We start from the raw sequence: 24,591 nt of genomic DNA on the forward strand, positions 1-24,591 counted from the left end.
TCACGGGCAGGCCCATAACCCACAGGTTTTATGTAGTAAGTGAGGGAGAATGGGCCAAACGCCAGCGTTTATGGCAAACTTCGCGGCTATAAATGCCGGTCCCGTGGTTTTGAGCTTCAATGCCTCGGGCGGATCGGAATAAAGCGATGCCAGGGCTGCTTCCCCGGATGGGAAAAGTCCCTTTGTGTATTGGTACGTCGGTGCCAATGCTTTCTGCCTGAACAGATCAGAGACACGACCATGCATAACGTCGTCATCAGCGGCACCGGCCTGTACACCCCGGCCAATAGCATCTCCAATGAAGAGCTGGTGCAATCTTTCAATACCTATGTCGCGCAATTCAACGCCGACAACGCCGATGCCATCGCGCGCGGTGAAGTCGAGGCGTTGACCGAATCCAACGCCGCGTTCATCGAAAAGGCCTCCGGCATCAAGAGCCGCTTTGTCATGGACAAGGAGGGCATTCTTGATCCGCAACGCATGACCCCACGGTTGCCCGAGCGCTCCAACGACGAGTGGTCGGTGCTTTGCGAGATGGCCATCGGCGCTGCGAAACAGGCCCTGGAGCGCGCCGGCCGCACGGCCGCCGACATCGACGGGGTCATCGTCGCCTGTTCCAACCTGCAGCGTGCCTACCCGGCCATCGCCATCGAAGTCCAGGAAGCCCTGGGCATCGACGGTTTCGGTTTCGACATGAACGTGGCTTGTTCCTCAGCCACTTTCGGCATCCAGGCAGCAGCCAACAGCGTGCAACTGGGCCAGGCCCGGGCAATCCTGATGGTCAACCCGGAAGTGTGCACCGGCCACCTGAACTTCCGTGATCGCGACAGCCACTTCATCTTCGGCGACGCGGCCACCGCCGTGATCATCGAGCGGGCGGACCTGGCGACCTCGCCGTACCAGTTCGACGTGGTCAGCACCAAGCTGTTGACCAAGTTCTCCAACAACATTCGCAACAACTTCGGCTTCCTCAACCGCGCCGCCGAAGAAGGCATCGGTAGCCGTGACAAGCTGTTTGTCCAGGAAGGCCGCAAGGTGTTCCGCGACGTCTGCCCGATGGTGGCCGAGCTGATCGGTGCCCACCTGGAAGAAAACCAGCTGAACGTCGGCGAGGTGAAGCGCTTCTGGCTGCACCAGGCCAACCTGAGCATGAACCACCTGATCGTGCGCAAACTGCTGGGGCGCGAAGCCACCGAAGAGGAAGCGCCAGTGATCCTCGACCGCTACGCCAACACCAGTTCGGCGGGCTCGGTGATTGCATTCCACAAATACCAGGATGATTTGCCCAGCGGTTCGGTCGCCGTGCTCAGTTCGTTTGGCGCCGGGTATTCGATTGGCAGCGTGATTTTGCGTAAGCATTGATGACTGGCAATGGGATGTATTGTGGCGAGGGGATTTATCCCCGCTGGGCTGCGTAGCAGCCCCAAGGCAGGCAAGGAGTACATCCTGATGCACCGCAATGGCAGATATCAGGGTCGCTTCGCAACCCAGCGGGGATAAATCCCCTCGCCACAGAAAAATCATCAGTCCTTCCAGGCAATGGGGCGTTGAATGACGGTCACCGATGACACCCTTCTGCTCCAACGCCTCCTGGCCGGTGAGCAGCAGGCCTATAAGGAGCTGGTCAGCGCCTACCAGAGCCCGATGCGCGCCGTGGCCTATGCCATCGTCGGCAGCCGCCATGTCGATGAGGTGGTGCAGGACGCGTGGCTGTCGGTGGTGCGTAATCTCAGTGGTTTCCAGGGACGTTCCAGCCTCAAGACCTGGCTGCTGACCATCACCGCCAACGCTGCCAAAGGGCGCTACAAACAGAACCGTCGGGAGGTGTTGCTCGACGATCTGCCGTCACCCCATGGCACCCTCGGCGATGATCGTTTCGCCGCCGACGGTCATTGGCTGTTGGCGCCGTTCGCCTGGCACCAGGACACGCCTGAGGCGCTGCTCACGATGGCGGAATTACGCGATTGCCTGGAGCACACATTGCTCAGCCTGTCGGAACTGCAAGGCAGCGTGCTGAACCTGCGGGAACGCCAGGGACTGGAGCTGGAAGAAATCTGTAATCTTCTGGATATTTCGCTCTCCAATGTGCGAGTGCTGTTGCATCGCGCCCGGCTGAAAGTCTTCGCGACCGTTGAACATTTCGAGGAAACCGGCGAATGCTGACCTGCAAGGAACAAGTGGCGCGCTCCAGCGATTATCTCGACGGCCAGTTAAGTTTTCGTGAACGCCTGATGGTGCGTCATCACCTGATGTTCTGCCCCAACTGCCGGCGTTTTATCCGCCAGATGCGCCTGATGCAGGCGACTCTCAAAAAGCTTCCTGAAGCCCCCATTCCCGACCTGGATCACCTCGCCGAAAAACTCGCGGCTGAACGTAAACGTCACCACCCCTAGTTCCGTATGCACCTGCGACTGCTCTAACTTGCCGCTTGCAGCTCACCCCTTGCAGCTGCTTCTCAGTTATTCCCTTTCGAAGTAAAAAGTTCCGCTGTCATAAAATCTTTATGTGATAGCAACTCGCCTGACACAACCCGTCGCCAAGATCCCCTCCCAACACCAGCGGGCCCAGTTCCGCGTGTTTTCTAACGCATAGACTACCAACAGGGGAATTCTTCGATGATCCGCAAGCACTTCGCAGGTGTTGCCGCCAGCGCACTGGCAATGGCAGTAACCGCCCAGGCTTTCGCCGGCACCGTTACCACCGACGGCGCCGATATCGTGGTCAAAACCAAGGGCGGCCTTGAGGTCGCTACCACTGACAAAGAGTTCAGCTTCAAGCTCGGTGGTCGTTTGCAGGCTGACTACAGCCAGTTCGACGGTATCTACACCGACAACGGCAAATCGGCCGATGCCGCTTACATCCGTCGCGCCTTCCTGGAACTGTCCGGCGTGCTGTACACGGATTGGGCCTACACCATCAACTACGACATGTCCCACAACAGTGGCGACTCCGACAACGGCTACTTCGACGAAGCGTCCCTGGCCTACAACGGCTTCAAGCCGGTTTCGATCAAGGTTGGTCGTTTTGACCCCGACTTCGGCCTGGAAAAAGCCACCAGCTCCAAGTGGGTCACGGCACCTGAGCGTAACGCCGCTTACGACCTGATCGACTGGACGAACAGCCATCAGAACGGCCTGGGCCTGCAAGCCTCCAGCACCTTCGCCGATTCGTTCTACGCCTCGGCCGGTGTATTCAGCAAGGACACCGACGACACCGACGGCGACAGCGTCAAGCAAGTCAACGGTCGCTTCGTATTCGCACCAATGCACGATGCCGGCAACGTGTTGCACTTCGGTGTGAACGTGGCTTCGCGCGACGTCTCCGACACCGTCTTCGATGCGCGTTATCGCTCCCGCCTGGGCATGCGTGGCGTTGAAACCCTGGGTGGCAACGACGCCGGCCCTAACGGCAACCGTCCGGTACTGGGCGGCGCGAACAACTCGCCAGCCGGTTCGTACGACCGCGACACCGCGTTCGGCCTGGAAGCCGCTTTCGCCATGGGGCCTGCGTCGATCCAGGGCGAATACATCACTCGCAAGACCAAGGCTGATGCCGATGGCTTCGAAGACATCAAAGGCCATGGCTTCTACGTACAGGGCGCGTACACCCTCACTGGCGAGTCCCGTGGTTATAAAGTCGGCAAGTTTGACGCGATCAAACCTCAGAACAAATCCATCGGCGCCTGGGAAGTGTTCTATCGCTTCGACAGCCTGACCGTCGAAGACGACAACATCACCACTGCCTCGGCGACCCGCGACGTGGGCGATGCCGAAGCCAAGGTGCACAACCTGGGCGTGAACTGGTACGCCAACGAAGCGGTGAAAATCTCCGCTGCCTACATCAAGGCCAAGACCGACAAAGTGACCAACGCCAATGGCGACGACGATGGCGACGGTTTTGTGATGCGTGCTCAGTACGTGTTCTAAACCGCACTTTGATATACCGCTCTGACTTCATCCGTTAAAGCGCTCCTTTGAACCCCGCCTCTGGCGGGGTTTTTTTTGAGCCGCGTTTGGGTTAGCGCTGTATGGGTAGCCACCTGTCAACCCTGACAGTTTCGCCGTATCCGGAAAGCGTGCTTACTTCCTCAGGCCACCATAGCTCACCTGGAGAGTCGACCATGGCGGATTCAGATCTTGGGTCCAATCACCCCATTACCAACTTCGGTGCCTCGCCCGATGAACCGACCACCCGCTTTCATTACGACGCACTCGATAGCTTGATCGGGCGCACTACGTCCGAGGGCAAAGAGCATCGGTTCTACCGAAACAATGAGCTGGCGAGCGAGGTCAGCGGGACTGTCAGCACAACCTTCGTGCGTGCAGAGGGCGTGGTGCTCGCCGAGCGCCAAACCGGTGGTGATGCCAGTTCCATATTGCTGATGGGCGATGATAAGAACAGCGTGATGGGTGAAGTTACTCGGCAGGGACTCACGAGTATTGCGTATTCACCCTATGGCCATCGGGTTGAAGGCAGCTCGGCGAATAGTCATTTGGGTTACAACGGCGAGCGGCGCGAAAGGCAGACCGGCTGGTATTTGCTGGGCAAGGGCTACCGTGTCTTCAATCCTCAGTTGATGAGGTTTCACAGTCCGGACAACTTGAGCCCTTTTGGTAAAGGCGGCTTGAATGCTTACATGTATTGCGAAGGGGATCCAATTAATAATGTAGACCCGACAGGTCATGTTTTTTTTGGAAAATTACCGGTTTTTTTCGGGGTTTCCAGTAAGCCAACTACAGCCGTTGATCTCGCTACCTTAACGGATGTGCGGCCCTCTTTTTTAAGAGGTGTTATGGGTGAGGGTGGTGTGGTAGAAGTGCATGATATAAGTTCTCGGCGTATTAAAATGCTTGGAACTAGAGTTCGTTTTTATCGGGAGCTTGCAAATTTTGAACTGGCGGATTATATAACCCGAAGATTGCTAGGAGGACCGGGTTCGGATCTCACGTTGGCTAGCTATGTTAATAGGACGAAAATACTTGAAAGTGCTGTTAAGGATTTTGAGTATGCGGTTGCTAATAAAAATAGGCCGGCTTTTACAAGTGAAAGTTTGAGAGATTTTAAGGTGGTTGCGAAAGCTTATAAAAAGGGAGTTGCGTTTGTGAGTGAGTCGAAGCAGCAACGGTATTTCAGTAAAAGGAAAATAGGAGAGGAAGAGATGAAGAATATTCGTGGGAAAGTGTAGTGGTTATAATAAGGGCGTTGTTGTGGCTGTTAAGGAGTTATTGGATGTTTGTCTCCAAGCGGTAAAAAATTATCTTGCTTCTCGTGCCCCACTGCCAGATCGGCGATACTGCCTCTTCCGCTGCCTGCACTCCGGGGAACCGCATGCCGCTCCACGTTTTAAACAGTTTATCCAGCTTTGCACTGCAAGAATGGGACGCCCTGGTACCCGCCAACCAACCATTCCTGCGCCACGCCTTCCTCAGCACCCTGGAAGACAGCGCCAGCCTCGGCCCGCAATCTGGCTGGCAACCTGAGCATTTGCTGCACATCGAAGGCGGTCGTCTGCTGGCGGCCTTGCCCAGTTACCGCAAGTGGCATTCCTACGGTGAATACGTATTCGACCACGCCTGGGCCGATGCCTGCGCCCGGGCCGGGATCGAGTATTACCCGAAGTTGCTGACGGCGGTGCCGTTCAGTCCGGTCAGCGGTCCGCGATTGTTGGCGGCCCGCGTGGAGGACGGTCTGGAATTGTTGGGCAGCCTGCCGGGTTATCTTGAGATCGAAGGGCTTTCCAGTGCCCACATCAACTTCACCGATGCCTTCACCGACGAGGCGCTGGCCGGGCAGGAGGGTTGGCTGCAGCGGATTGGCTGCCAGTATCACTGGCAAAATCGTGGTTATCGGGACTTCCAGGATTTTCTCGATGCCCTCAGTTCCCGCAAGCGCAAGCAGATGCGCAAGGAGCGTGAACAGGTGGCGGGGCAGGGCATCGAGTTCGAATGGCTCGAAGGCCAGCAACTGGACGAGGTCCAGTGGGACTTTGTCTACGCCTGTTACGCTAACACCTACGCGGTGCGGCGGCAGGCGCCGTACCTGACCCGGGCGTTCTTCAGCCTGCTGGCCGAGCGCATGCCCGAGGCCATCCGCGTGGTCTTGGCCAAGCAAGGTTCACGGCCGGTGGCGATGGCGTTCAGCCTGGTGGGCGGCGACAGTTTCTACGGGCGTTATTGGGGCTGCCTGGCGGAATTTGATCGCCTGCATTTCGAAACCTGTTTCTATCAAGGTATGGATTACGCGATTGCCCATGGCTTGCAGCGTTTCGATGCCGGGGCCCAGGGCGAGCACAAATTGATTCGCGGGTTCGAACCGGTGATTACCCGCTCGTGGCATTACTTGCGGCATCCGGGGTTGAAAGCGGCCGTGGCGGATTTTCTCGTGCGCGAGCAAGAGGGGGTGCTGGCCTATGCCGAAGAGGCGAAAACAGCACTGCCTTATCGGCAGTGCTGATTTTTCGCGGGTGTGACTCAGTTGTCTTCGTTGCCCAGCCAGCGGTAAGTGACACCACCGATGACAGCACCCAGCAGCGGTGCTACCCAGAACAGCCACAGTTGCTCGATGGCCCAGCCGCCGACGATCAACGCCGGACCGGTACTGCGAGCCGGGTTGATGGACGTGTTGGTGACTGGAATCGAGATCAGGTGAATGAGCGTCAGGGCCAGGCCGATGGCAATCGGTGCCAGCCCGGCCGGGGCACGTTTATCGGTGGCGCCGAGGATGATCAGGATGAACATCGCCGTCATGACCAGCTCGGTCACAAAACCGGCCGCCAACGAATACCCGCCGGGTGAATGCTCGCCGTAACCGTTCGACGCCAGGCCGGACGTGGTCAGGTCAAAGCCTTCCTTGCCGCTGGCGATAAAGTAGATCAGCGCCGCGGCCAGCACACCACCGATGATCTGGGCGATGATGTAGGCCGGCAATTCCCTGGCCGGAAACCGCCCGCCCACGTACAAACCCACCGACACAGCCGGGTTCAGGTGGCAGCCGGAGATATGACCGATGGCGAACGCCATGGTCAACACCGTCAGGCCGAACGCCAGGGCAACCCCCAGCACGCCAATCCCGGAGGCAGCCAATACCGCGCTGCCGCAGCCGCCCAGCACCAGCCAGAACGTACCCAACAACTCAGTCGTTGAACGTTTGAGTAAAGACATAAGCATCCTTGAAAAAACAGTCGTGATAATCGGTTATGCATCCTGCAGCATTACGACAGGTTCATCTCCAGAACCTGGGCTGAGTACAGCAGAGCGCGGCAACAAATCCAGCGCCATAAAAAAACCGCCAGCGTCATGGACGATGGCGGTTTTTGCCGTGGTCGGCGGGGAGTATGTCGCGGCTGCTCGGGATGAATGGATCCTGGACAGATTTTTTCAGAAAGGCCTTGGGGCTGCACTGGCCCTACTGTTTAAGCCGGATCCTGTTGTGGCGAGGGGATTTATCCCCGCTGGGGCGCGAAGCGCCCCCAAATCTGAGCCCCAATGCAATCAATGGGTCGGACGCCCAGCCTTATCGGGGCTGCTGCGCAGCCCAGCGGGGATAAATCCCCTCGCCACAGGTTTAGTGGTGTCTGGTAGAGATCAGTCGATCCCCACGAACCCACCCGTCTGGTGCTGCCACAACCGCGCATACAACCCACCCTGGGCCAGCAGTTCGGCATGGCTGCCGGTTTCGGCGATGCGGCCGTTTTCCAGCACGACCAAGCGGTCCATGCGGGCGATGGTCGAGAGGCGGTGGGCGATGGCGATCACGGTCTTGCCTTGCATCAGGGTCTCGAGGCTTTCCTGGATCGCCGCTTCGACTTCCGAGTCCAGTGCTGACGTCGCTTCGTCCATGATCAGGATCGGCGCGTCCTTGAGCAGCACCCGGGCAATGGCGATGCGCTGGCGCTGGCCGCCGGACAGCTTCACGCCGCGTTCGCCCACATGGGCATCGAAACCGGTGCGGCCTTCGGCATCCGACAACAATGGAATGAACTCATCGGCCCGGGCCTTGCGCACGGCTTCCCAGAGTTGCGCATCGGTGGCGTCTGGCTTGCCGTAAAGCAGGTTGTCACGAATCGAGCGGTGCAGCAGCGAGGTGTCCTGGGTGATCATGCCGATGCGCTCGCGCAAGCTTTCCTGGCCGACCTCGGCGATGTCCTGGCCGTCGATGAGGATGCGCCCACCTTGCACGTCATAAAGACGCAGCAGCAGGTTGACCAAGGTGGATTTACCCGCGCCGGACGGGCCGATCAGGCCGATTTTTTCCCCGGGCTTGATGATCAGGTTGAGGTCGCCGATCACGCCGCTTTTCTTGCCATAGTGGAAATCCACGTGCTCGAAACGCACCTCGCCGCGAGCGACCGCCAGGGGCTTGGCCTGGTCGCGGTCGGTGACGCTGACTGGCTGGGCGATGGTCTGCAGGCCGTCCTGGACCATGCCGATGTTCTCGAAGATGCCGTTGACCACCCACATGATCCAACCGGACATGTTGACGATGCGGATCACCAGCCCGGTCGCCAGGGCAATGGCGCCGACGCTGATCAGCGACTGAGTCCAGAGCCACAGCGCCAGCCCGGTGGTGCCGACGATCAGCAGCCCGTTCATGCCGGTGATGACCACGTCCATGCTGGTCACCACGCGACCGGCCAACTGGGCTTTTTCGGTCTGCTCCTGGATGGCTTCGCGGGCGTACTGCTGCTCGAAGTTGGTGTGGGCGAACAGCTTGAGGGTGGTGATGTTGGTGTAGCCGTCGACGATCCGGCCCATGAGCTTGGAGCGGGCATCGGACGACACCACCGAGCGCTCCTTGACCCTTGGCACGAAGTAACACAGGGCACCAATGTAGGCGGCGATCCACATCAGCAGCGGGATCATCAGGCGCCAGTCGGCTTCGGCGAACAGCACCAGGGAACTGATGGCGTAGATCAGCACGTGCCACAGGGCGTCCACGGCTTGTACCGCCGAGTCGCGCAGGGAGTTGCCGGTCTGCATGATGCGCTGGGCGATGCGCCCGGCGAAATCGTTCTGGAAGAAATTCAGGCTCTGCTTGAGCACGTAGCTGTGGTTCTGCCAGCGGATCAGGCTGGTCATGCCGGGGCTCAGGGTCTGGTGCACCAGCAGGTCATGCAGGGCCACGAAGATGGGCCGAAAGACCAACGCCACCACCGCCATCCAGGCCAGTTCCAGGCCATGGACCTTGAAGAAGTCCACATTCGGCGTGCCCTGGGTCAGGTCGATGATGCGGCTCAGGTAGCTGAACAGCGCCACTTCGATCAGCGCGCCGATCAGGCCCACCACCAGCAGCACGACGAAGCTGGGCCAGACCTGTTTCAGGTAATAGGTGTAGAAGGGCAGGACGCGGTTCGGCGGGGCCGAGCTCGGGGCGTCGCGGAAGATATCGATCAGTGTTTCGAAACGGCGAAAAACCATCTGTAAATGCCCTGGCAGGGGCTCTCCTTTTTGCTAATGGGCGGTGCGGGATGACCCGCGCCGCCCAGGCTTGCCGTGTGCCGCTTCAGTCGATGCGCTTGGCCGACTTGATGAGCACAGGGTCGATCGGCACGTTTTGCATGCCTTGTTTGGTCGTGGTCTGGGAGTTGACGATGATGTCCACCACGTCCATGCCCTTGACCACCTTGGCGAACACTGCGTAACCGGCGTCACGGCCCGGATCGAGGAAGGCGTTGTCGGCCACGTTGATGAAGAACTGGCTGGTGGCCGAGTCAGGGTTGGACGTGCGGGCCATCGACAAGGTGCCGCGAACGTTGTGCAAGCCATTGCTGGCTTCGTTCTTGATTGGGGCCTTGGTGTCTTTTTGTTGCATGGTTTGAGTGAACCCACCGCCCTGGGCCATGAAACCCGGGATCACCCGGTGAAAAATCGTGTTGTTGTAGAAGCCGCTGTCCACGTACTCAAGGAAGTTCTTGGTACTGATGGGGGCCTTGACCGGGTCCAGTTCGATTTCGATCTGGCCGTTGGTGGTGTCCAGCAATACATGGGGTGCCTTGGCGGGAGTCGCAGCCATCAGGTTGGCGGCAAACAATACGGTGCCGGCGGCAAGGGCGATTTTTTTCAGCATGGGGTCAGTGATCCTGAGTGGTGGAATCGGTTGCGGTCAAAAAGTCGAGCAGGGTTTGGTTGAAGCGTTCGGGTTGATCCAGCGGGGTGGCGTGCCGCGAATCGGCGATGACCACCAGCCGTGCATCGGGCAGTAGCCTGACGTAGGCTTCTTTCAGTGCCACCGGGGTGTAGTCATGGTCGGCGCAAATGACCAGGGTTGGACAGGCGACCTGCGACAGTCGTTCCTGCACGCCCCATCCCACGATCGCATCGAAGCTGGCGAGATAAGCACGTTTGTCGTTCTTTGCCCAGCGCCGAGCCATTTCCAGGCGTAACTCGGTTTGTTCGGGCTTGGGGAATAACTTGGCGCCGAGGGCCTTGCCGATGGTCTCCAGGCTGAGGATGCGCATCAGGCTCCAGCGCTTGAACCATTGCCAGCAGTCATCGGGCGTGCGGACTTTGACTTCGGGCGCACTGTTGACGATGCACAGGCTCCTGACCAGGTTGGGTTGGTCCACCGCCAGCTGAAAGCAGATCATGCCGCCCATGGACCAACCCACCAGATGCACCGGGCCGAGGTCCAGGTGTTCGATCAGGGCAACCAGGTCGGCGCTGAACCCTTCGATGCTGTAGCGCTCGCGCGGCTTGTCGGAGCGACCGTGGCCGCGCACATCCACCACGATCAGGTGGTAGCGGGCGGACAGCACCGGGATCTGCTTTTCCCAGTCGCGGGTGCTCGAGCCCAGGCCGTGGACCAGCAGCAAGGGCGTACCGTGGCCGTATTCTTCATAGTGCAGGTTGCAACCTTCATGTTCAAAATAGGCCATCGGCGAAGTCCTTGTCAGGCTTGTTCAGGGGCGGCGAACGGCGCATCCAGCGGCGCGGTGTCGAAGGTGCGCAGCAATTCGATCAGGATCTGCGTGGCCGGGCCCAGGGGTTTTTCCTTGTTTGAGAAAAGATAGAAGGTCGAGTTGCGGCTGCCTCCCTGTTCCAAGGGTAGACGCTTGAGCACGCCTTCCTTGAGTTCCCGTTCGATCATGTGCCGGGGCAGCCAGGCGAAGCCCAGGCCGCTGCCGACAAAACTCGCGGCGGTGGCCAGGCTGCCCACGGTCCAGCGCTGCTCGGCGCCGAGCCAGCCGACATCGCGGGGCTGTTGGCGGCCGGAGTCGCGGATGACCACTTGCAACTGGCTTTCCAGGTCCTGGAAGTTCAGTTCGCGGTTGAGGCGGTGCAGGGCATGCTCGGGATGGGCCACCGCGATGAACTCCACGTCGCTCAACTCCGCCCCCAAGTAACCGGGAATGCTGAAGCCGCTGATGGCCAGGTCGGCCACGCCTTCGAGCAGCACTTCTTCGACACCCGACAACACTTCTTCGCGCAGCCGCACCCGGCAGCCACGGCTTTGTGGCATGAACGCCGTCAAGGCGCGAACGAGGCGGGCGTTGGGGTAGGCCGCGTCGACCACCAGGCGCACTTCCGCTTCCCAGCCTTGCTCCATGTGGTGGGCCAGGTCTTCCAGTTGGCTGGCCTGTTTCACCAGTTGCCGGGAACGGCGCAGCAGTACGCCGCCGGCTTCGGTCAATACGGCCTTGCGCCCATCGATGCGCAGCAACGGTACGCCGAGCTGATCCTGCATGCGGGCCACGGTGTAGCTCACTGACGACTGGGAGCGATGCAGCACTTCAGCGGCCTGGGCGAAGCCGCCGTGGTCGACCACGGCCTGCAAGGTGCGCCATTGATCAAGGGTTACGCGGGGCGCTTTCATATCGAGCTCCTCTTGTCCTAAGCTGGCAGTCCCTTGGTGGAGACTGCCGAATGAAGAAAATCTGTTGTGTGGTGCTGGCCTTGCTGCCACTGACTGCGTTTGCCTACCCGATCGATGTGGAAAAACACCTCAACGGCCTGAGCATCGACTACAACGCCTATGACACCGATGCCGATATCGGCTCCATCCAGGTCAACAACTACGGCAGCACCGACGCGGCCTGCACCGTGGTCTTCAGCAATGGCCCCGAGGCACCGCGCACCCGCAAGATCGACGTCGCCGCCGGCAAGTTCAAGAACGCCACGGCCAAGTTCAACCGCAACATCATCAAGCTGCGCATCAAGCTGACCTGTCAGCCGAAATAGCCCGGGAGTGGGGCAGGCAATATTGCTTGCTCCGCTTATAAACGAATTTATCGATGCTTTACAGCAGTTATTTGCGCTTTTTCATCGATATGATCGTGTTTAACCTTCACTCCATCGACTGACAACATTCTCAGATGGAGCCTACAAGCCATGTCCCGCGTTCTGATCATCGAAAGCAGTGCCCGCCAGCAAGACTCGGTTTCCCGTCAATTGACCCAGACCTTCATCAGCCAGTGGAAAGCGGCGCACCCGGCCGATGAAATCAGCGTTCGCGACCTGGCCGTCAATCCGGTGCCGCACCTGGATGCCAATCTGCTGGGTGGCTGGATGAAGCCAGCCGAGCAGCGCAGCGACGTTGAAAACGCCTCGCTGGAGCGCTCCAACCAACTGACCGATGAACTGCTGGCCGCCGACGTGCTGGTAATGGCTGCACCGATGTACAACTTCGCCATCCCCAGCACACTGAAAGCCTGGCTCGACCATGTGCTGCGTGCCGGCGTGACGTTCAAATACACTCCCACCGGACCTCAAGGCCTGCTGGCCGACAAGCGCGCCTTCGTGCTGACCGCCCGTGGTGGCATTCATGCCGGCGGCAGCACTGACCATCAAGAACCCTACTTGCGCCAGGTCATGGGCTTCATCGGGATCCACGACGTGACCTTCATCCATGCCGAAGGCATGAACCTGGGCGGCGACTTCCAGGAGAAGGGCCTGAATCAGGCCAACGCCAAACTGTCCCAGGTCGCCTGATCCGTTAATCCTCGGATAATCGCCAGGTGGTCTAGTGGCCTGGCGCTTCCCTTCAAATCGTTTTGCGCATCGAACCTCCCTTTGCACTTATTGCTCCTGAGTGCATCAGCCCGATTGAACGCTTTAGCGAGATCGGGCTTTTTTTTGGGGGAAATAGAAATAACCACCACCTGACATGAACGCTCCTTCAAGCCTTGAGGGCTGGAAGATAGGTAGACGGCAAACTCACTCGGATTGGGCAAGTCTGTCGACGTCTGGCTGTGGTAATTTATGCGCCGATTTACAGTAGGGAGGCTGTGATATGTTAAAAATCAAACGGCAGACATGGGCCTTATTTCTAGCCTATCTCATAGGGGCCGGTGGCTATATCTACTACCTCTATGTCGAGACGCAAAGCGTCCTTACTGACAATATTAATAATAAATTGCTGCATGCCGCGCTGGGTGCTTCGGCCATCCTCGGCGACCGTTACCATGACAATCTGGTCGATAAACAATCCAAATCGCAAGCGCAGGACTGGGATACCATTCAGCGCCTCTCCGGCTTCAACGAGTCCATGGGCACTGCTTTTGTCTATAGCGTGATCAAGCGAGGTGCAAAGGCTTACCTGGTCAGTTCCAGCGCATCGAAAAAAGAAATTCAAGAGAAGAATTTCGTGCGCTTTTTCGATCCTTATCCCGATGCCAGCCAGGCTTTACTCGATAGTTTTGAGCGTACCGAGCCAACCTGGATCGACTACTCGGATCATTGGGGTGATTTTCGCGCGGTCTTTGTCCCCTTAAAATCACAAGACGGTACGGTGTATGTTGTCGGGGCGGAAGTTACCTTGGCGGACTACTACCAACAACTTAATCATGACTCGCTCTACCACATCATCCTGGCCATCCTGGTATTTCTCGCTTTCCTCCTTTTACGCATGCGCGCTCATCTTCAGCAACTGCGAGTCAATGAGCAGGTATTGAATCAGGCTAAAAATGCCGCCGAAGACGCTGATCGTTCAAAAACCAGCTTTCTGGCAACCATGAGTCATGAAATTCGCACCCCGATGTACGGTGTCATTGGCGCGACCGAATTATTGGCCCGGTCCGCCCTGGATCCCGAGCAACGTCGTCTTCTCACAACGATTCATTCCAGTGGACGGACCCTGCTGTCTCTTATCGATAACATTCTCGATCTCGCCAAAATCGAAGCGGGCAAACTTGAATTGAAACCTCGTGTTTTCGAAGTGAGAGCACTGGTTTCATCCTGTATGGAACTGATCCGGCAAAATATCCAGGACAAACCCATCGTGCTGGAGACGCAGTTTTCCCCGGACGTACCGCCTTTGGTCAAGACCGATATGGATTGCCTTCGCCAGATATTGATCAACTTGCTGGGCAATGCGGTCAAATTTACCGAAGCCGGAAAAATATCGCTCCTGGTCTCCACCAGCGGTTACGGCTCTCAAGCGTGGCTCGACTTCTCCATACGCGATACCGGCATCGGTATCCCCACGGAACGGCAAGACAATCTGTTCAAACCCTTTGTCCAGTTTAAAGAGGCGGCTAGCCAACGCTTCACTGGGAGCGGGTTGGGTCTTTCTATCTGCAAGAACCTGCTCGAGGCGCAGCAGGGGACGTTAACGTTCACCAGTCAGCCAGGTTTGGGCTCGACATTTTCCTTCTCTCTGCCGCTGGCGCTTTTTTCAGTCTCGGAAATACCCATCAAGGATGATCATGGGGCGGTTGGCTTCGACTCGTCTTTTGCCGAGGATTATCCGCTCGATATCCTTCTGGTGGAGAACCATCCGGTGAGTCAGAAAGTGGCCATGGCGATGCTACAAGAGTTGGGTTATACACCCGACCTTGCGTCAGATGGCCTGGAAGCGGTCAATCGTTGCATGGCTTCGACGCCAGAGATCATTCTGATGGATATCAACATGCCCGTGATGGATGGGATGGAGGCTGTGCGTAGAATTCGCGAGTTACCCCAGGGCGATACTTGCTACATCGTCGCTTTCACCGCGAGTGTTTTTTCCAGCGAGATAGAGCGTTTCAGGGCCGCGGGTGCCGATGACATCTTGACCAAACCGGCAAACTTCCAGGCGCTGACCCGAGTGCTCCAGCGTGCCGCCAGCCATCGGCACCAGCGTCAGGCCACTCCTTGGGTCGTGGATGAATTTTCAAGTTAGTGGAGTATCGGTGGGCGCGAGCAAGCTCGCTCCCACCGTTCAAAAACGCTATCTTCGCCGCCATTCGAAACGAGGGCGGTATGGGCTATCTACTTTTTGTGACATTGATCCAGGCGTTTTCCTTCAGCCTGATCGGCGAGTACCTGGCTGGGCATGTGGACAGTTATTTCGCGGTGCTGGTGCGGGTGTTGCTGGCCGGGCTGGTGTTCATTCCACTGACGCGCTGGCGCCAGGTGGAGCCGGCGTTCATGCGCGGCATGTTGTTGATCGGTGCCTTGCAGTTTGGCGTGACCTACGTCTGCCTGTATCTGAGCTTCCGAGTGCTGACGGTGCCCGAGGTGCTGCTTTTCACCATCCTGACGCCCCTGCACGTGACCTTGATCGAAGATGCGCTGAACCGTCGCTTCAACCCCTGGGCGCTGATCGCGGCGCTGGTGGCCGTGGCGGGTGCGGCGGTGATTCGCTACGACCGGATCAACCCGGATTTCTTCATGGGTTTCTTGCTGCTGCAACTGGCCAACTTCACCTATGCAGCCGGGCAGGTGCTGTACAAGCATCTGGTGGCCCGCCACCCGAGCGACCTGCCGCATTACCGGCGTTTCGGTTATTTCTATCTTGGTGCGCTGATGGTGGCGTTGCCGGCTTTCCTGCTGTTCGGCAAGGCCAACTTCTGGCCTGAAGCGCCGCTGCAATGGGGCGTGCTGGTGTTCCTCGGCCTGGTCTCCACCGCGCTGGGGCTGTACTGGTGGAACAAAGGCGCGTGCCTGGTCAATGGCGGGACGCTGGCGGTGATGAACAACCTGCATGTGCCGGTGGGGCTGCTGGTGAACCTGCTCATCTGGAACCAGCACGAGGCGTTGGGGCGGTTGCTGCTGGGGGGAACGGTGATATTGGCGGCGGTGTGGATCAGTCGGTTGGGGATACGCCAGCCTCAGCCTTCGCACTGATCCCCTTGTGGGAGCTACCACAGGGGATCTGTGGTGGTTTCAGACCACCTGCTTCTGCGGTTCCGGCAACTGGCTCGCCCCCAGCACCGCCGGCAGCAAACCCGAACGCAGGTCCGTGCCGCTCGGCTGTTGATACAGGTTCAACCCAAACTCCGGCATCACCGCCAGCAGGTAATCGAAAATATCCCCCTGGATACGCTCGTAGTCGGTCCACGCGGTGGTGCGGGTGAAACAGTAGATTTCCAGCGGGATGCCTTGGGCGGTGGTTTGCAACTGCCGGACCATGCAGGTCATGTTCGGCTGGATCTCCGCGTGGCTTTTCAAATACGCCAGTGCATAAGCGCGGAAGGTGCCCAGGTTGGTCATCCGCCGACGGTTGGCCGACATCGCCGCGACGTTGCCCTGGGCCTCGTTCCAGGCCTTGAGTTCGGCCTGCTTGCGGCCGATGTAGTCGGTCAGCAGGCGCACCTGGGTCAGGCGTTGTTCCTCCTCGTCATGCAGGAAACGCACGCCGCTGGCGTCGATGAACAGGCTGCGCTTGATCCGCCGCCCGCCGGATTGCTGCATGCCGCGCCAGTTCTTGAACGACTCGGACATCAGCCGCCAGGTCGGGATCGAGACGATGGTCTTGTCGAAGTTCTGCACCTTGACCGTGTGCAGCGTGATGTCCACCACGTCACCGTCGGCGCCGACCTGGGGCATCTCTATCCAGTCGCCGACCCGCAACATGTCGTTGCTGGTCAGCTGCACGCTGGCGACGAACGACAGCAGGGTGTCCTTGTAGACCAACAGGATCACCGCCGACATCGCCCCCAGGCCCGACAGCAGCAACAGCGGCGAACGGTCGATCAGGGTGGCGACGATGATGATCGCGCCGAATACATACAGCACCATCTTCGTCAGTTGCACATAGCCTTTGATCGAGCGGGTACGGGCGTGCTCGGTGCGCGCATAGACGTCCAGCAGGGCGCTGAGCAAGGCACTGAGAGCCAGCATCAGGAACAAAATGGTGAAAGCCAGGGCGACATTGCCGAGGAAAATCAGGCTGGTCTTGCTCAGTTCCGGCACCAGGTGCAGGCCGAACTGGATGATCAGCGACGGCGTCATCTGCGCCAGACGATGGAAGACCTTGTTCTGGCGCAGGTCGTTGACCCAGTTCAAGGCCGGTTGGCGCCCCAGCAGCTTGGCGCCGTGCAGGATCACGTAGCGCGCCACCCGGCCAAGCACCAGGGCGATGACCAGCAGCAACATCAGGGCGAGGCTGGAATGCAGGAGCGGGTGCTGGTCAAGGGCACCCCAGAGGTCTTGGAGGTTGACCCAGAGTTGTTTGATGTCCATGGACGAAACGGTTCTTCTATAAAGACGCGACGGGACGATTAGAGCATTTAAGCCCGGTCAAGTGACCGTTGATGCAATAACGGCTGATAAAAATGCACTGATTTGCCGCCGTTTGTATAAAGAAACTCGGCCTTCGCGCTCGAAACCGTTACCCTATGCAGCTGTTTTTTTGCATTTCTTCGAGGTAGCACCCGTGTTTTCCCAATTCGCCCTGCACGAACGCCTGCTCAAAGCCGTGGCCGAGCTTAAATTTGTCGAGCCAACGCCGGTGCAGGCAGCGGCTATTCCGCTCGCGCTCCAGGGGCGTGACCTGCGGGTGACGGCGCAAACCGGCAGCGGCAAGACTGCCGCGTTCGTGCTGCCGATCCTCAACCGCCTGATCGGCCCGGCCAAGGTCCGCGTCAGCATCAAGACTCTGATCCTGTTGCCGACCCGTGAGCTGGCCCAGCAAACCCTGAAGGAAGTGGAGCGCTTCTCGCAGTTCACTTTCATCAAGTCCGGCCTGATCACCGGCGGCGAAGACTTCAAGGTCCAGGCGGCCATGCTGCGCAAGGTGCCGGACATCCTGATCGGCACACCGGGGCGGATGATCGAGCAGTTGAACGCCGGCAACCTTGACCTGAAGGAAGTCGAAGTGCTGGTGCTGGACGAAGCCGACCGCATGCTGGACATGGGTTTTGCCGAAGACGTGCAGCGCCTGGTGGACGAATGCGTCAATCGCCAGCAGACCATGCTGTTCTCCGCCACCACTGGCGGCTCGGGCCTGCGCGAGATGATCGCCAAGGTGCTGAACAACCCTGAGCACTTGCAGCTCAACGCGGTCAGCCAACTGAACTCCACTACCCGCCAGCAGATCATCACCGCTGATCACAACCAGCACAAAGAGCAGATCGTCAACTGGTTGCTGGCCAACGAAACCTACGAAAAAGCCATCGTATTCACTAACACCCGGGCCATGGCCGACCGCATCTACGGCCGCCTGGTGGCTCAGGAATACAAGGCGTTCGTACTGCACGGCGAGAAAGACCAGAAGGACCGCAAGCTGGCCATCGACCGCCTCAAGCAGGGCGGCGTGAAAATCCTCGTCGCCACCGACGTCGCCGCTCGCGGCCTGGACGTGGAAGGCCTGGACATGGTCATCAACTTCGACATGCCCCGCAGCGGCGACGAATACGTGCACCGCATCGGTCGTACCGGCCGCGCCGGCAACGATGGCCTGGCGATCTCGCTGATCTGCCACGGCGACTGGAACCTGATGTCGAGCATCGAGCGCTACCTCAAGCAGAGCTTCGAGCGCCGCACCATCAAGGAAGTCAAAGGCACCTACGGCGGGCCGAAGAAGGTCAAGGCCTCGGGCAAGGCCGTTGGCGTGAAGAAGAAAAAGGTCGACGCCAAGGGCGACAAGAAGAAAACCGGCGCCAAGGCCCCGACCAAGCGCAAGACCGCCAACCGCCCTAAAACCGACGCCCCGTCGCTGGTCAGCAAGGACGGCATGGCCCCGCTCAAGCGCCGCAAGCCAGAAGCGCCTGCGGCTGAGTGAAGCGGCGGTAGTGCTTCATGAAAAACCGGACCCAAGGTCCGGTTTTTTTATGGGTAAACACAAAACTACCTGCCATGCAGAGATCCTGTGGCGAGGGGATTTATCCCCGCTGGGCTGCGAAGCAGCCCCCACACAGCCACCCCCATCAACCTGACACACCGCGTTGTCTGGTTTTAGGGCTGCTTCGCAACCCAGCGGGGATAAATCCCCTCGCCACAAAAGCTGGCTGTGCTCGACTCAGCCCGCCTTCTTCCGCGCATCCTTCAACTCTTCCAGGCGCTTATCAATCAACTGGCACTTATCCGGCACATCCTTGCTGGCAGTCTCCAGGTCCATGGCCTGCAACTCGTCGTTGATTTCCTTGGCCTTCGCCGGATTCTGTTCGGTGAGCTTGGTCACTTCCTGGGCCAGTTGCTCACGTTTGGCGGTCGCTTCCTCTGGCGTGCAAGTGGCCCAGGCGGGCAGGGCGCAGGTGAGGGTGGCTGCGAGGGTGAGTTTCAAGAGGGTTTTCATGGCTGGGCCTCATATTCCTTGTTGGGCAGGTAATGGGTTGAGGCCGTCGTTGGGTGGAAAGTTCATTAGCCGCCATGCTGGCTGTCGCTTGGCAGGGTACCTTTTTTCAGAATTTCCCTAGCCGATATTAAACCGTCGTCTACCATGGAGAAAGGCGACTGGTAGCCCTATGCCTGCAACGCCGGGTCGCTGCTTCACACAGGATGTAAGTGCTTTATTAGCTAGGAGGCTAACAATATGTCTGTCGCAATGCAGTCAATGACTTCCAGATTATCCAGTTCAGCTCGCATTGAGCAATAGAACAACTACGCCTGTCAGGACGTATCCACGGCCTGTGGTAGCCGTTAATTCAAAGGAATGAAACCTATGAGTCTTAGAGCGATATTCAGTCGGCTGATGTTGTGTCTGTGGGGTTTGTTTGCGCTCTCATCGGCCTATGCGGAAAGTCTGATCATCGCCACACCGCAACAAGGTGTGGGAATAAAAGTCGATGTCTTTGACAAGCCCGACGCCTCAAACGGTATTCCTTCCTCGACGAGCCTGGTGAGATTCGGCCTCCCAGCGGGATTTATACCCGCGGTGCAGTCGTTCAAGGGGAAAATTTATATGTTCTGGTCCAATAATTATGATTCAGAGCATATCTATTCTTCCTATTCGACAGATGGGAAAAACTGGTCCCTTGCTAAAACTATCCCAGTGAATGGCTACCGATGGGGTGGGGATATTTCAGTGACTGTATTTAAGCAGAAGCTAGTGCTGACCTTTGCCGATCCTCAGCAACGCTTGAGGACCACCAGCTCTACAGACGGCGTCAGTTGGACCGATATTCAAACTATCAATACCAGTCCTATGGCCGGCGTTAACAGCCCCGTTGTGTATAACGGTCAATTATTCATTTTTTATCACAAAGGTGACGGTAATGCTAAAACTGTTTATTACGTCACTTCGAATGATGGTCTTCTGTTCGGCCGGGAAACTCCAGCGTTCCAGGAAAGCACTGACACGCCTCTGACCAAAGTGGTGCCTATCGTCTATAGCGGTAAGATTTGGGTCTATTACACGGTGGAAAATCGCCTCATGTACGCACGCACTTACAACCGTCGCGGCCAGTGGGGAGAGAGGCAAGAGCTGAAAGGTATAAACAGTAAACTTTTCCTGAACAGTGCGGCGACGATCAACGATCGTGTGTTTGTCAGCAACAATACAAAAACCTTTTACTCCAGCGATGGGGTTAACTGGAATCCGTATTTCGCTGCGAGTGGGCTTGATAACTTTTCCTCGGTATTGGGCGTTTCCTATGGCATTACCGCAAGCGATCTAACCGTGCGCAACCCGCAACTGCCCTCGGACCTGGCCACAGGCCTCAGCCATACCGACTATGCAACGTTCGCCTGGCGCAGCTTTTTCGCACTGAACAATACAGCTGCGGCACCATTGCCCGCTAACCGCGGCGTCGGCAATCCCGCCAGCAGTTTTGCTGATTCGGGCAAGGTGCCAAAGTCTCCCAGCCCCTTGTTATGGCAAACCTTCGCGCACCGTACTGAGTTGTTTCCCGCGGGACCACAAAAAAACACCGCAGGTGGTCCGACGCGCCCGTTTGGTTCTGACCCGCAATACAGCTATATCCAATTTCCCCAGGGTATTCGTTTGGCGCCTGGCGCCACCTTTAATCATTACAACAATCTGGATGAGGCGACCCAAATAGGACAAAACGCTATTTTCTTCCCAGTCAATCCGCCAAATGCGGCGAAGACAGGGAGCGATTATGCCCCTTCAAACGACAGCCAGATCCTGTTCGAGGCCAAGGCGAACCCCGTCGTTTATGAATATGCGAAAGGCCTGACCAGCTTCCCGGATATGAATGTAGTGCTGCCCGACGGCGCGGTGGAGGTCAAGGCGACATGGCGCAAGCTGGCAGACATCCCGGTTCAAAATCGCGCGCGTTACCACACGGCGACGGTGGTGACCTATAAGGGCCTCGACAGTGACCCGGTGGCGCAGAACGAAGACTACGCACTGGTCGCCTTACATATAATCCACAAGACGTCCAACTACCCGACCTTCATTTTCGCCACGTTCGAGCACGAAGATGCCCTGACGTTGCCCGACGGTAAATCACCGACCGGGCTCTACTACATTGCCAACTACAACAAGATTGATTACCCCGGTTTCGATATAAACAACCCCCCGACCGCCACCTTCTCTGACGGCAACAAGACCTATACGGTTTCCCTGCCAAAAGCGGGCGCAGTCGCAAACGCGAGCCTTGATCCTCCGGTCTATTCCGGCAGTAACGGGATCCCTGAAGGGCAGGCCGGCCCGATCCGGGTCGTGCAACCGCTCACCATGGATGTCGAAGTCGCGGCGGTGAACAACCAAGTCAAGCAGTTGATGGACGGCAGCGGCGAATTCAACAATTCGGTCTGGAAGCATTATCGGCTCAAAGGCGTTCAAGCCATCCCGTCGAGCACTCAAACCGATCCGGATTACTATCTGGCCAATATCATGGTAGAAAGCAGCCAGCCGGGGATTCAGCTGTTTCGTGGGAGCAACGTATTCCCCATCCCGAAGAACAACACCCTGATCAATGCGCGCAACCAGTTGAACATCAAGGTACCGGATTACGACCACAGCACCCAAGGCCTGACCATGGGCGGTTGCATGGGATGTCACGGCATCGCCCAGAGCTCGCTCAAACAAGGTTTCAGCTTCCTGTTCGATGCGATCAATCCCACGCTCAGCAAAGGTGTCACCGGTTTTGCGGGCCCAGAGACCGTAGGCTTACCTGATCCGCGCACCATGAAGGCACGGGCCCTGAAATATTCTTTCGGTCCTCAGAACACGGCAGCCGTCGAGGAGGCAAGTAAGTAGTCGTCAAACCACTGCTCAGCAGGATATCCCTGCTTTCCGAGGCGAATTCCTAGCTCTTTCATAAAGAACCGGACGTTGAGTCCGGTTCTTTATGAAGCCCAACCTGAATTCGGCACAGCCCCTTTGGCGAGGGCGCGTGCTCCCGCCGGGTATTCTGCGGGGTCAAATTCTGTAAAAGTCTCAATCAATTTGTACTCTCCATACATTTGAAACGGGCGACTCAAAGCTCGCCCGTTTTCATTATTCAACAGCCTGGGCCCGTAACGGCCTCCCAATCACATCCATCGCGCAGGGCTATCGTCAGCATTTTGCAGAAATCGGAAAGCACCATCGTATCGGCGCTGATATCCGAGCGGAACGCGATGTCTTCCAGCAATTGGGTCACGGTGCGAATGCGGTAATCAGCTTTTTCGAAAAGGACGTCGAGCGGGGCTTCGGTGTCGATGAGCAGGGTAGCGGGGATGCAGTTTCCGAGCTTTGTGTAGGATCTTTGGCCTTGCAGCGGTCGGCTTTGGCGCTGCGACAGGTCAGGCAAAGCAGGCGACTGCTGTGCAGTCGAGCGGGAGCAAGCTCCCTCGCCACGGAGCGGTACTCGGCCTAAGGATTGGGTTTTAGCCGTATCAGCAGCCATGTGGCTTAGCGTCTTCATACTTCATCACGATAGCGGAGCAAGTCCCCGTTTCCTTCACTACGACCTGCTGTAATTCTGTCCGTCTGTTTCGCAGGAGGTTTCCACGTCTGTGCAGGATCTTTCGTACTTTTTTACGGGATGCGTCTGATTTCAGAGGGGCGGTTTCGACAGTAGTCTTTGGTGAAGAGGCACCCTGCGTCGAACCATCGGCTTGATCAAAGCGATGATTGGCATGGTCGTGTACACCGAACTGTGGGGCGATGTGATCCGCATCATCTCCTCCCGAAAAGCCACCAAGCAGGAGGTCATCGTTATGTCGAAAACTGACTGGGAGTGCTTGGCCAAGTTGAACGACGTGGACATCGATACCAGCGATATCCCCGAACTGGGTGAGGGCTTCTTCCGTCGCGCCAAGCTGCGTGTACCGGTAAGACAGGCGGTGACTATTCGCCTTGATGCCGATGTGGTCGAGTGGTTCAAGGGGCAGGGCGCGGGTTATCAGGCACGCATCAATCAGCTTCTTCGCCATTACACACAGGCCCGTCCTGGACTACGAGGAGTACCACTGATGAATATGCACAATCCTCCCCACCCCGGGGAATTCATTACCGAGATTTATCTGGAGCCGAACGGCATCAGCGGTCGTGAGTTGGCAGAAAAACTCGATGTAGCGCCCTTGGCACTGAGTCGTGTCTTGAAGGGTACTAGCCGCGTTTCGCCTGAAATGGCATTGCGGTTGTCTGTAGCGCTTGGCCGCTCGCCGGAGAGTTGGCTGGCGATGCAGGATGCTTATGATCTGTGGGTGGCTCGTCAGCATGTTGATTTATTGCAGGTAAGAAAGCTCGCTTTCGTCTGAGTCGTCCCCAGACATCGCCGGAGTTGGGGATTTGAGACAGACTAATCGAGATAGGCCTGTCTTTTTAATCGCAGTCTGGTCCCCTTTTCGTGTTTCTTTGCCCCCTTTTCTTTCCATTAGGATTACGGCGCAGGTGCGTGTGTGGCCGAGCCGTCATATCGACACCAAGTGCCTTCATGACCGCCAGGAGTGTTTTCAGAGTGGGATTACCGTGCTCGCTGAAGGAACGGTATAGCTGTTCGCGCGACAGGCCTGTTTCCCTGGCCAATTCGGTCATCCCCTTAGCTCGCGCGACTACCCCCATCGCTTTGGCGATGTAACTTGCATCGCCGGTTTCCAGAGCATCGCTCATGAACTCCGCGATGGCTTCGGGAGTACTGAGGTATTCTGCGGGGTCAAATTCTGTAAAAGTCTCAGTCATTTTGTGCTCTCCACGCCTGCATTATCTGGTGGGCGGTTTCAATGTCGCGGCTCTGACTGCCTTTGTCGCCGCCACAGAGCAGAATCACCAGCACGTCGCCCTGCTGGTAGAAATACACCCTGTAGCCAGGCCCGTAGTGAATTCGTAGCTCACTGATACCATGGCCGACTGGAGCGACATCGCCAGGTAAGCCCTCTATCAGTCGGTTGATCCGTGAGGTGATACGAGCTCTGCCGGTGCCATCCTTGAGCTTTTTCAGCCAGGATCGGAATTTGCTGGATTCGATCTTCTTCATGAAATGTAGTCTATAAAATACAGAAAAGGCAAGGCTGCATATTTAGGGTCAAGCGTGTGCCTTGTTATTCCACTAATTAGAAA

General features: G+C 57.7%; 23 protein-coding genes and 1 pseudogene. 14 read left to right on the forward strand and 10 right to left on the reverse strand.

Annotated features, from left to right (window positions below; genetic code table 11):
• Positions 1–240 precede the first annotated feature (240 nt).
• The 6 genes from BT116_RS06630 (at position 241) to BT116_RS06655 (ending at position 6,453) form a co-directional block, all read left to right on the forward strand.
• Positions 241–1,362 carry a beta-ketoacyl-ACP synthase III gene (locus BT116_RS06630; RefSeq protein WP_072341387.1) on the forward strand — a complete coding sequence of 374 codons (1,122 nt, stop codon included), beginning with the start codon at positions 241–243 and terminating at the stop codon, positions 1,360–1,362.
• A 189-nt stretch (positions 1,363–1,551) separates the two neighbouring features.
• Positions 1,552–2,163, forward strand: coding sequence for an RNA polymerase sigma factor (locus BT116_RS06635; protein WP_072341392.1), 612 nt, complete (start codon positions 1,552–1,554; stop codon positions 2,161–2,163).
• Positions 2,157–2,393, forward strand: coding sequence for an anti-sigma factor family protein (locus BT116_RS06640; RefSeq protein WP_063322478.1), 237 nt, complete (start codon positions 2,157–2,159; stop codon positions 2,391–2,393). The genes BT116_RS06635 and BT116_RS06640 overlap by 7 nt, the downstream gene beginning before the upstream one ends.
• A 222-nt stretch (positions 2,394–2,615) precedes the next feature.
• Entirely contained in the window at positions 2,616–3,926 is a 1,311-nt protein-coding gene (locus BT116_RS06645) for an OprO/OprP family phosphate-selective porin (RefSeq protein WP_072341395.1), read from the forward strand.
• Positions 3,927–4,120: 194 nt separating this feature from the next.
• Positions 4,121–5,185, forward strand: coding sequence for an RHS repeat-associated core domain-containing protein (locus tag BT116_RS06650; RefSeq protein ID WP_072341398.1), 1,065 nt, complete (start codon positions 4,121–4,123; stop codon positions 5,183–5,185).
• Positions 5,186–5,328: 143 nt separating this feature from the next.
• Positions 5,329–6,453, forward strand: coding sequence for a GNAT family N-acetyltransferase (locus BT116_RS06655; protein ID WP_072341401.1), 1,125 nt, complete (start codon positions 5,329–5,331; stop codon positions 6,451–6,453).
• Between the two features lie 17 nt (positions 6,454–6,470).
• Here BT116_RS06655 and aqpZ read toward each other — a convergent pair whose 3' ends face one another.
• The 5 genes from aqpZ to BT116_RS06680 form a co-directional block, all read right to left on the reverse strand.
• Complete coding sequence (gene aqpZ, locus BT116_RS06660; RefSeq protein ID WP_072341403.1) at positions 6,471–7,160, reverse strand: aquaporin Z; 690 nt, start codon at positions 7,158–7,160, stop codon at positions 6,471–6,473.
• Between the two features lie 423 nt (positions 7,161–7,583).
• Complete coding sequence (locus BT116_RS06665; protein WP_072341405.1) at positions 7,584–9,416, reverse strand: ABC transporter ATP-binding protein; 1,833 nt, start codon at positions 9,414–9,416, stop codon at positions 7,584–7,586.
• An 85-nt stretch (positions 9,417–9,501) separates the two neighbouring features.
• The gene (locus tag BT116_RS06670; RefSeq protein ID WP_072341407.1) at positions 9,502–10,065 is read right to left on the reverse strand and encodes a peptidylprolyl isomerase; all 564 of its coding nucleotides are present in this window, start codon (positions 10,063–10,065) and stop codon (positions 9,502–9,504) included.
• Positions 10,066–10,069: 4 nt separating this feature from the next.
• Positions 10,070–10,873, reverse strand: coding sequence for an alpha/beta fold hydrolase (locus BT116_RS06675; protein ID WP_072341409.1), 804 nt, complete (start codon positions 10,871–10,873; stop codon positions 10,070–10,072).
• A 14-nt stretch (positions 10,874–10,887) separates the two neighbouring features.
• Positions 10,888–11,811, reverse strand: coding sequence for a PA3225 family LysR-type transcriptional regulator (locus tag BT116_RS06680; protein WP_060738713.1), 924 nt, complete (start codon positions 11,809–11,811; stop codon positions 10,888–10,890).
• A gap of 50 nt (positions 11,812–11,861) precedes the next feature.
• On the opposite strand from BT116_RS06680, the gene BT116_RS06685 reads away from it, so the two are divergent.
• The 4 genes from BT116_RS06685 to BT116_RS06700 all read left to right on the forward strand — a co-directional run bounded on the left by BT116_RS06685 (position 11,862) and on the right by BT116_RS06700 (position 16,043).
• The gene (locus BT116_RS06685; RefSeq protein WP_072341412.1) at positions 11,862–12,176 is read left to right on the forward strand and encodes a 3-phosphoglycerate kinase; all 315 of its coding nucleotides are present in this window, start codon (positions 11,862–11,864) and stop codon (positions 12,174–12,176) included.
• 150 nt (positions 12,177–12,326) lie between these two features.
• Positions 12,327–12,926 (forward strand): FMN-dependent NADH-azoreductase, encoded by a 600-nt coding sequence (locus BT116_RS06690; RefSeq protein WP_072341417.1) that lies wholly within the window; start codon positions 12,327–12,329, stop codon positions 12,924–12,926.
• A 301-nt stretch (positions 12,927–13,227) separates the two neighbouring features.
• A complete protein-coding gene (locus BT116_RS06695) occupies positions 13,228–15,096 on the forward strand; it encodes an ATP-binding protein (RefSeq protein WP_072341419.1) in 1,869 nt (622 codons plus the stop codon).
• Between the two features lie 80 nt (positions 15,097–15,176).
• Complete coding sequence (locus BT116_RS06700; RefSeq protein ID WP_072341422.1) at positions 15,177–16,043, forward strand: carboxylate/amino acid/amine transporter; 867 nt, start codon at positions 15,177–15,179, stop codon at positions 16,041–16,043.
• 39 nt (positions 16,044–16,082) lie between these two features.
• Here BT116_RS06700 and BT116_RS06705 read toward each other — a convergent pair whose 3' ends face one another.
• Positions 16,083–17,381 carry a mechanosensitive ion channel family protein gene (locus tag BT116_RS06705; RefSeq protein ID WP_072341425.1) on the reverse strand — a complete coding sequence of 433 codons (1,299 nt, stop codon included), beginning with the start codon at positions 17,379–17,381 and terminating at the stop codon, positions 16,083–16,085.
• A gap of 193 nt (positions 17,382–17,574) precedes the next feature.
• Between BT116_RS06705 and BT116_RS06710 the strand changes: the two genes are divergently transcribed.
• Entirely contained in the window at positions 17,575–18,921 is a 1,347-nt protein-coding gene (locus BT116_RS06710; protein WP_072341427.1) for a DEAD/DEAH box helicase, read from the forward strand.
• Positions 18,922–19,158: 237 nt separating this feature from the next.
• Here the strand turns inward: BT116_RS06710 and BT116_RS06715 are convergent, their stop codons facing one another.
• A complete protein-coding gene (locus BT116_RS06715; protein ID WP_072341430.1) occupies positions 19,159–19,434 on the reverse strand; it encodes a hypothetical protein in 276 nt (91 codons plus the stop codon).
• 366 nt (positions 19,435–19,800) lie between these two features.
• Between BT116_RS06715 and BT116_RS06720 the strand changes: the two genes are divergently transcribed.
• Positions 19,801–22,305, forward strand: coding sequence for a glycoside hydrolase (locus BT116_RS06720; protein WP_072341433.1), 2,505 nt, complete (start codon positions 19,801–19,803; stop codon positions 22,303–22,305).
• A 244-nt stretch (positions 22,306–22,549) separates the two neighbouring features.
• Here BT116_RS06720 and BT116_RS31775 read toward each other — a convergent pair whose 3' ends face one another.
• Positions 22,550–22,954, reverse strand: a complete 405-nt coding sequence (locus BT116_RS31775) for a hypothetical protein (protein ID WP_371856157.1) — start codon at positions 22,952–22,954, stop codon at positions 22,550–22,552.
• A gap of 295 nt (positions 22,955–23,249) precedes the next feature.
• Between BT116_RS31775 and BT116_RS31000 the strand changes: the two are divergent.
• Together BT116_RS31000 and BT116_RS31005 are read left to right on the forward strand one after the other, a co-directional pair.
• Positions 23,250–23,480, forward strand: a pseudogene (locus BT116_RS31000) (BrnA antitoxin family protein); the annotation flags it as partial.
• A gap of 24 nt (positions 23,481–23,504) precedes the next feature.
• Positions 23,505–23,792, forward strand: coding sequence for a HigA family addiction module antitoxin (locus BT116_RS31005; RefSeq protein WP_072341690.1), 288 nt, complete (start codon positions 23,505–23,507; stop codon positions 23,790–23,792).
• A gap of 64 nt (positions 23,793–23,856) precedes the next feature.
• Here BT116_RS31005 and BT116_RS06745 read toward each other — a convergent pair whose 3' ends face one another.
• Positions 23,857–24,213, reverse strand: coding sequence for an addiction module antidote protein (locus tag BT116_RS06745; RefSeq protein ID WP_072341436.1), 357 nt, complete (start codon positions 24,211–24,213; stop codon positions 23,857–23,859).
• Positions 24,206–24,508 (reverse strand): type II toxin-antitoxin system RelE/ParE family toxin, encoded by a 303-nt coding sequence (locus BT116_RS06750; protein ID WP_063322458.1) that lies wholly within the window; start codon positions 24,506–24,508, stop codon positions 24,206–24,208. Before BT116_RS06750 ends, BT116_RS06745 begins: the two co-directional genes overlap by 8 nt.
• Between the last annotated feature and the right edge of the window lie 83 nt (positions 24,509–24,591).

Origin of the sequence: Pseudomonas sp. NFACC16-2 (assembly GCF_900119205.1) — a bacterium.
GTDB classification, from domain to species: Bacteria; Pseudomonadota; Gammaproteobacteria; order Pseudomonadales; family Pseudomonadaceae; genus Aquipseudomonas; species Aquipseudomonas fluorescens_Q.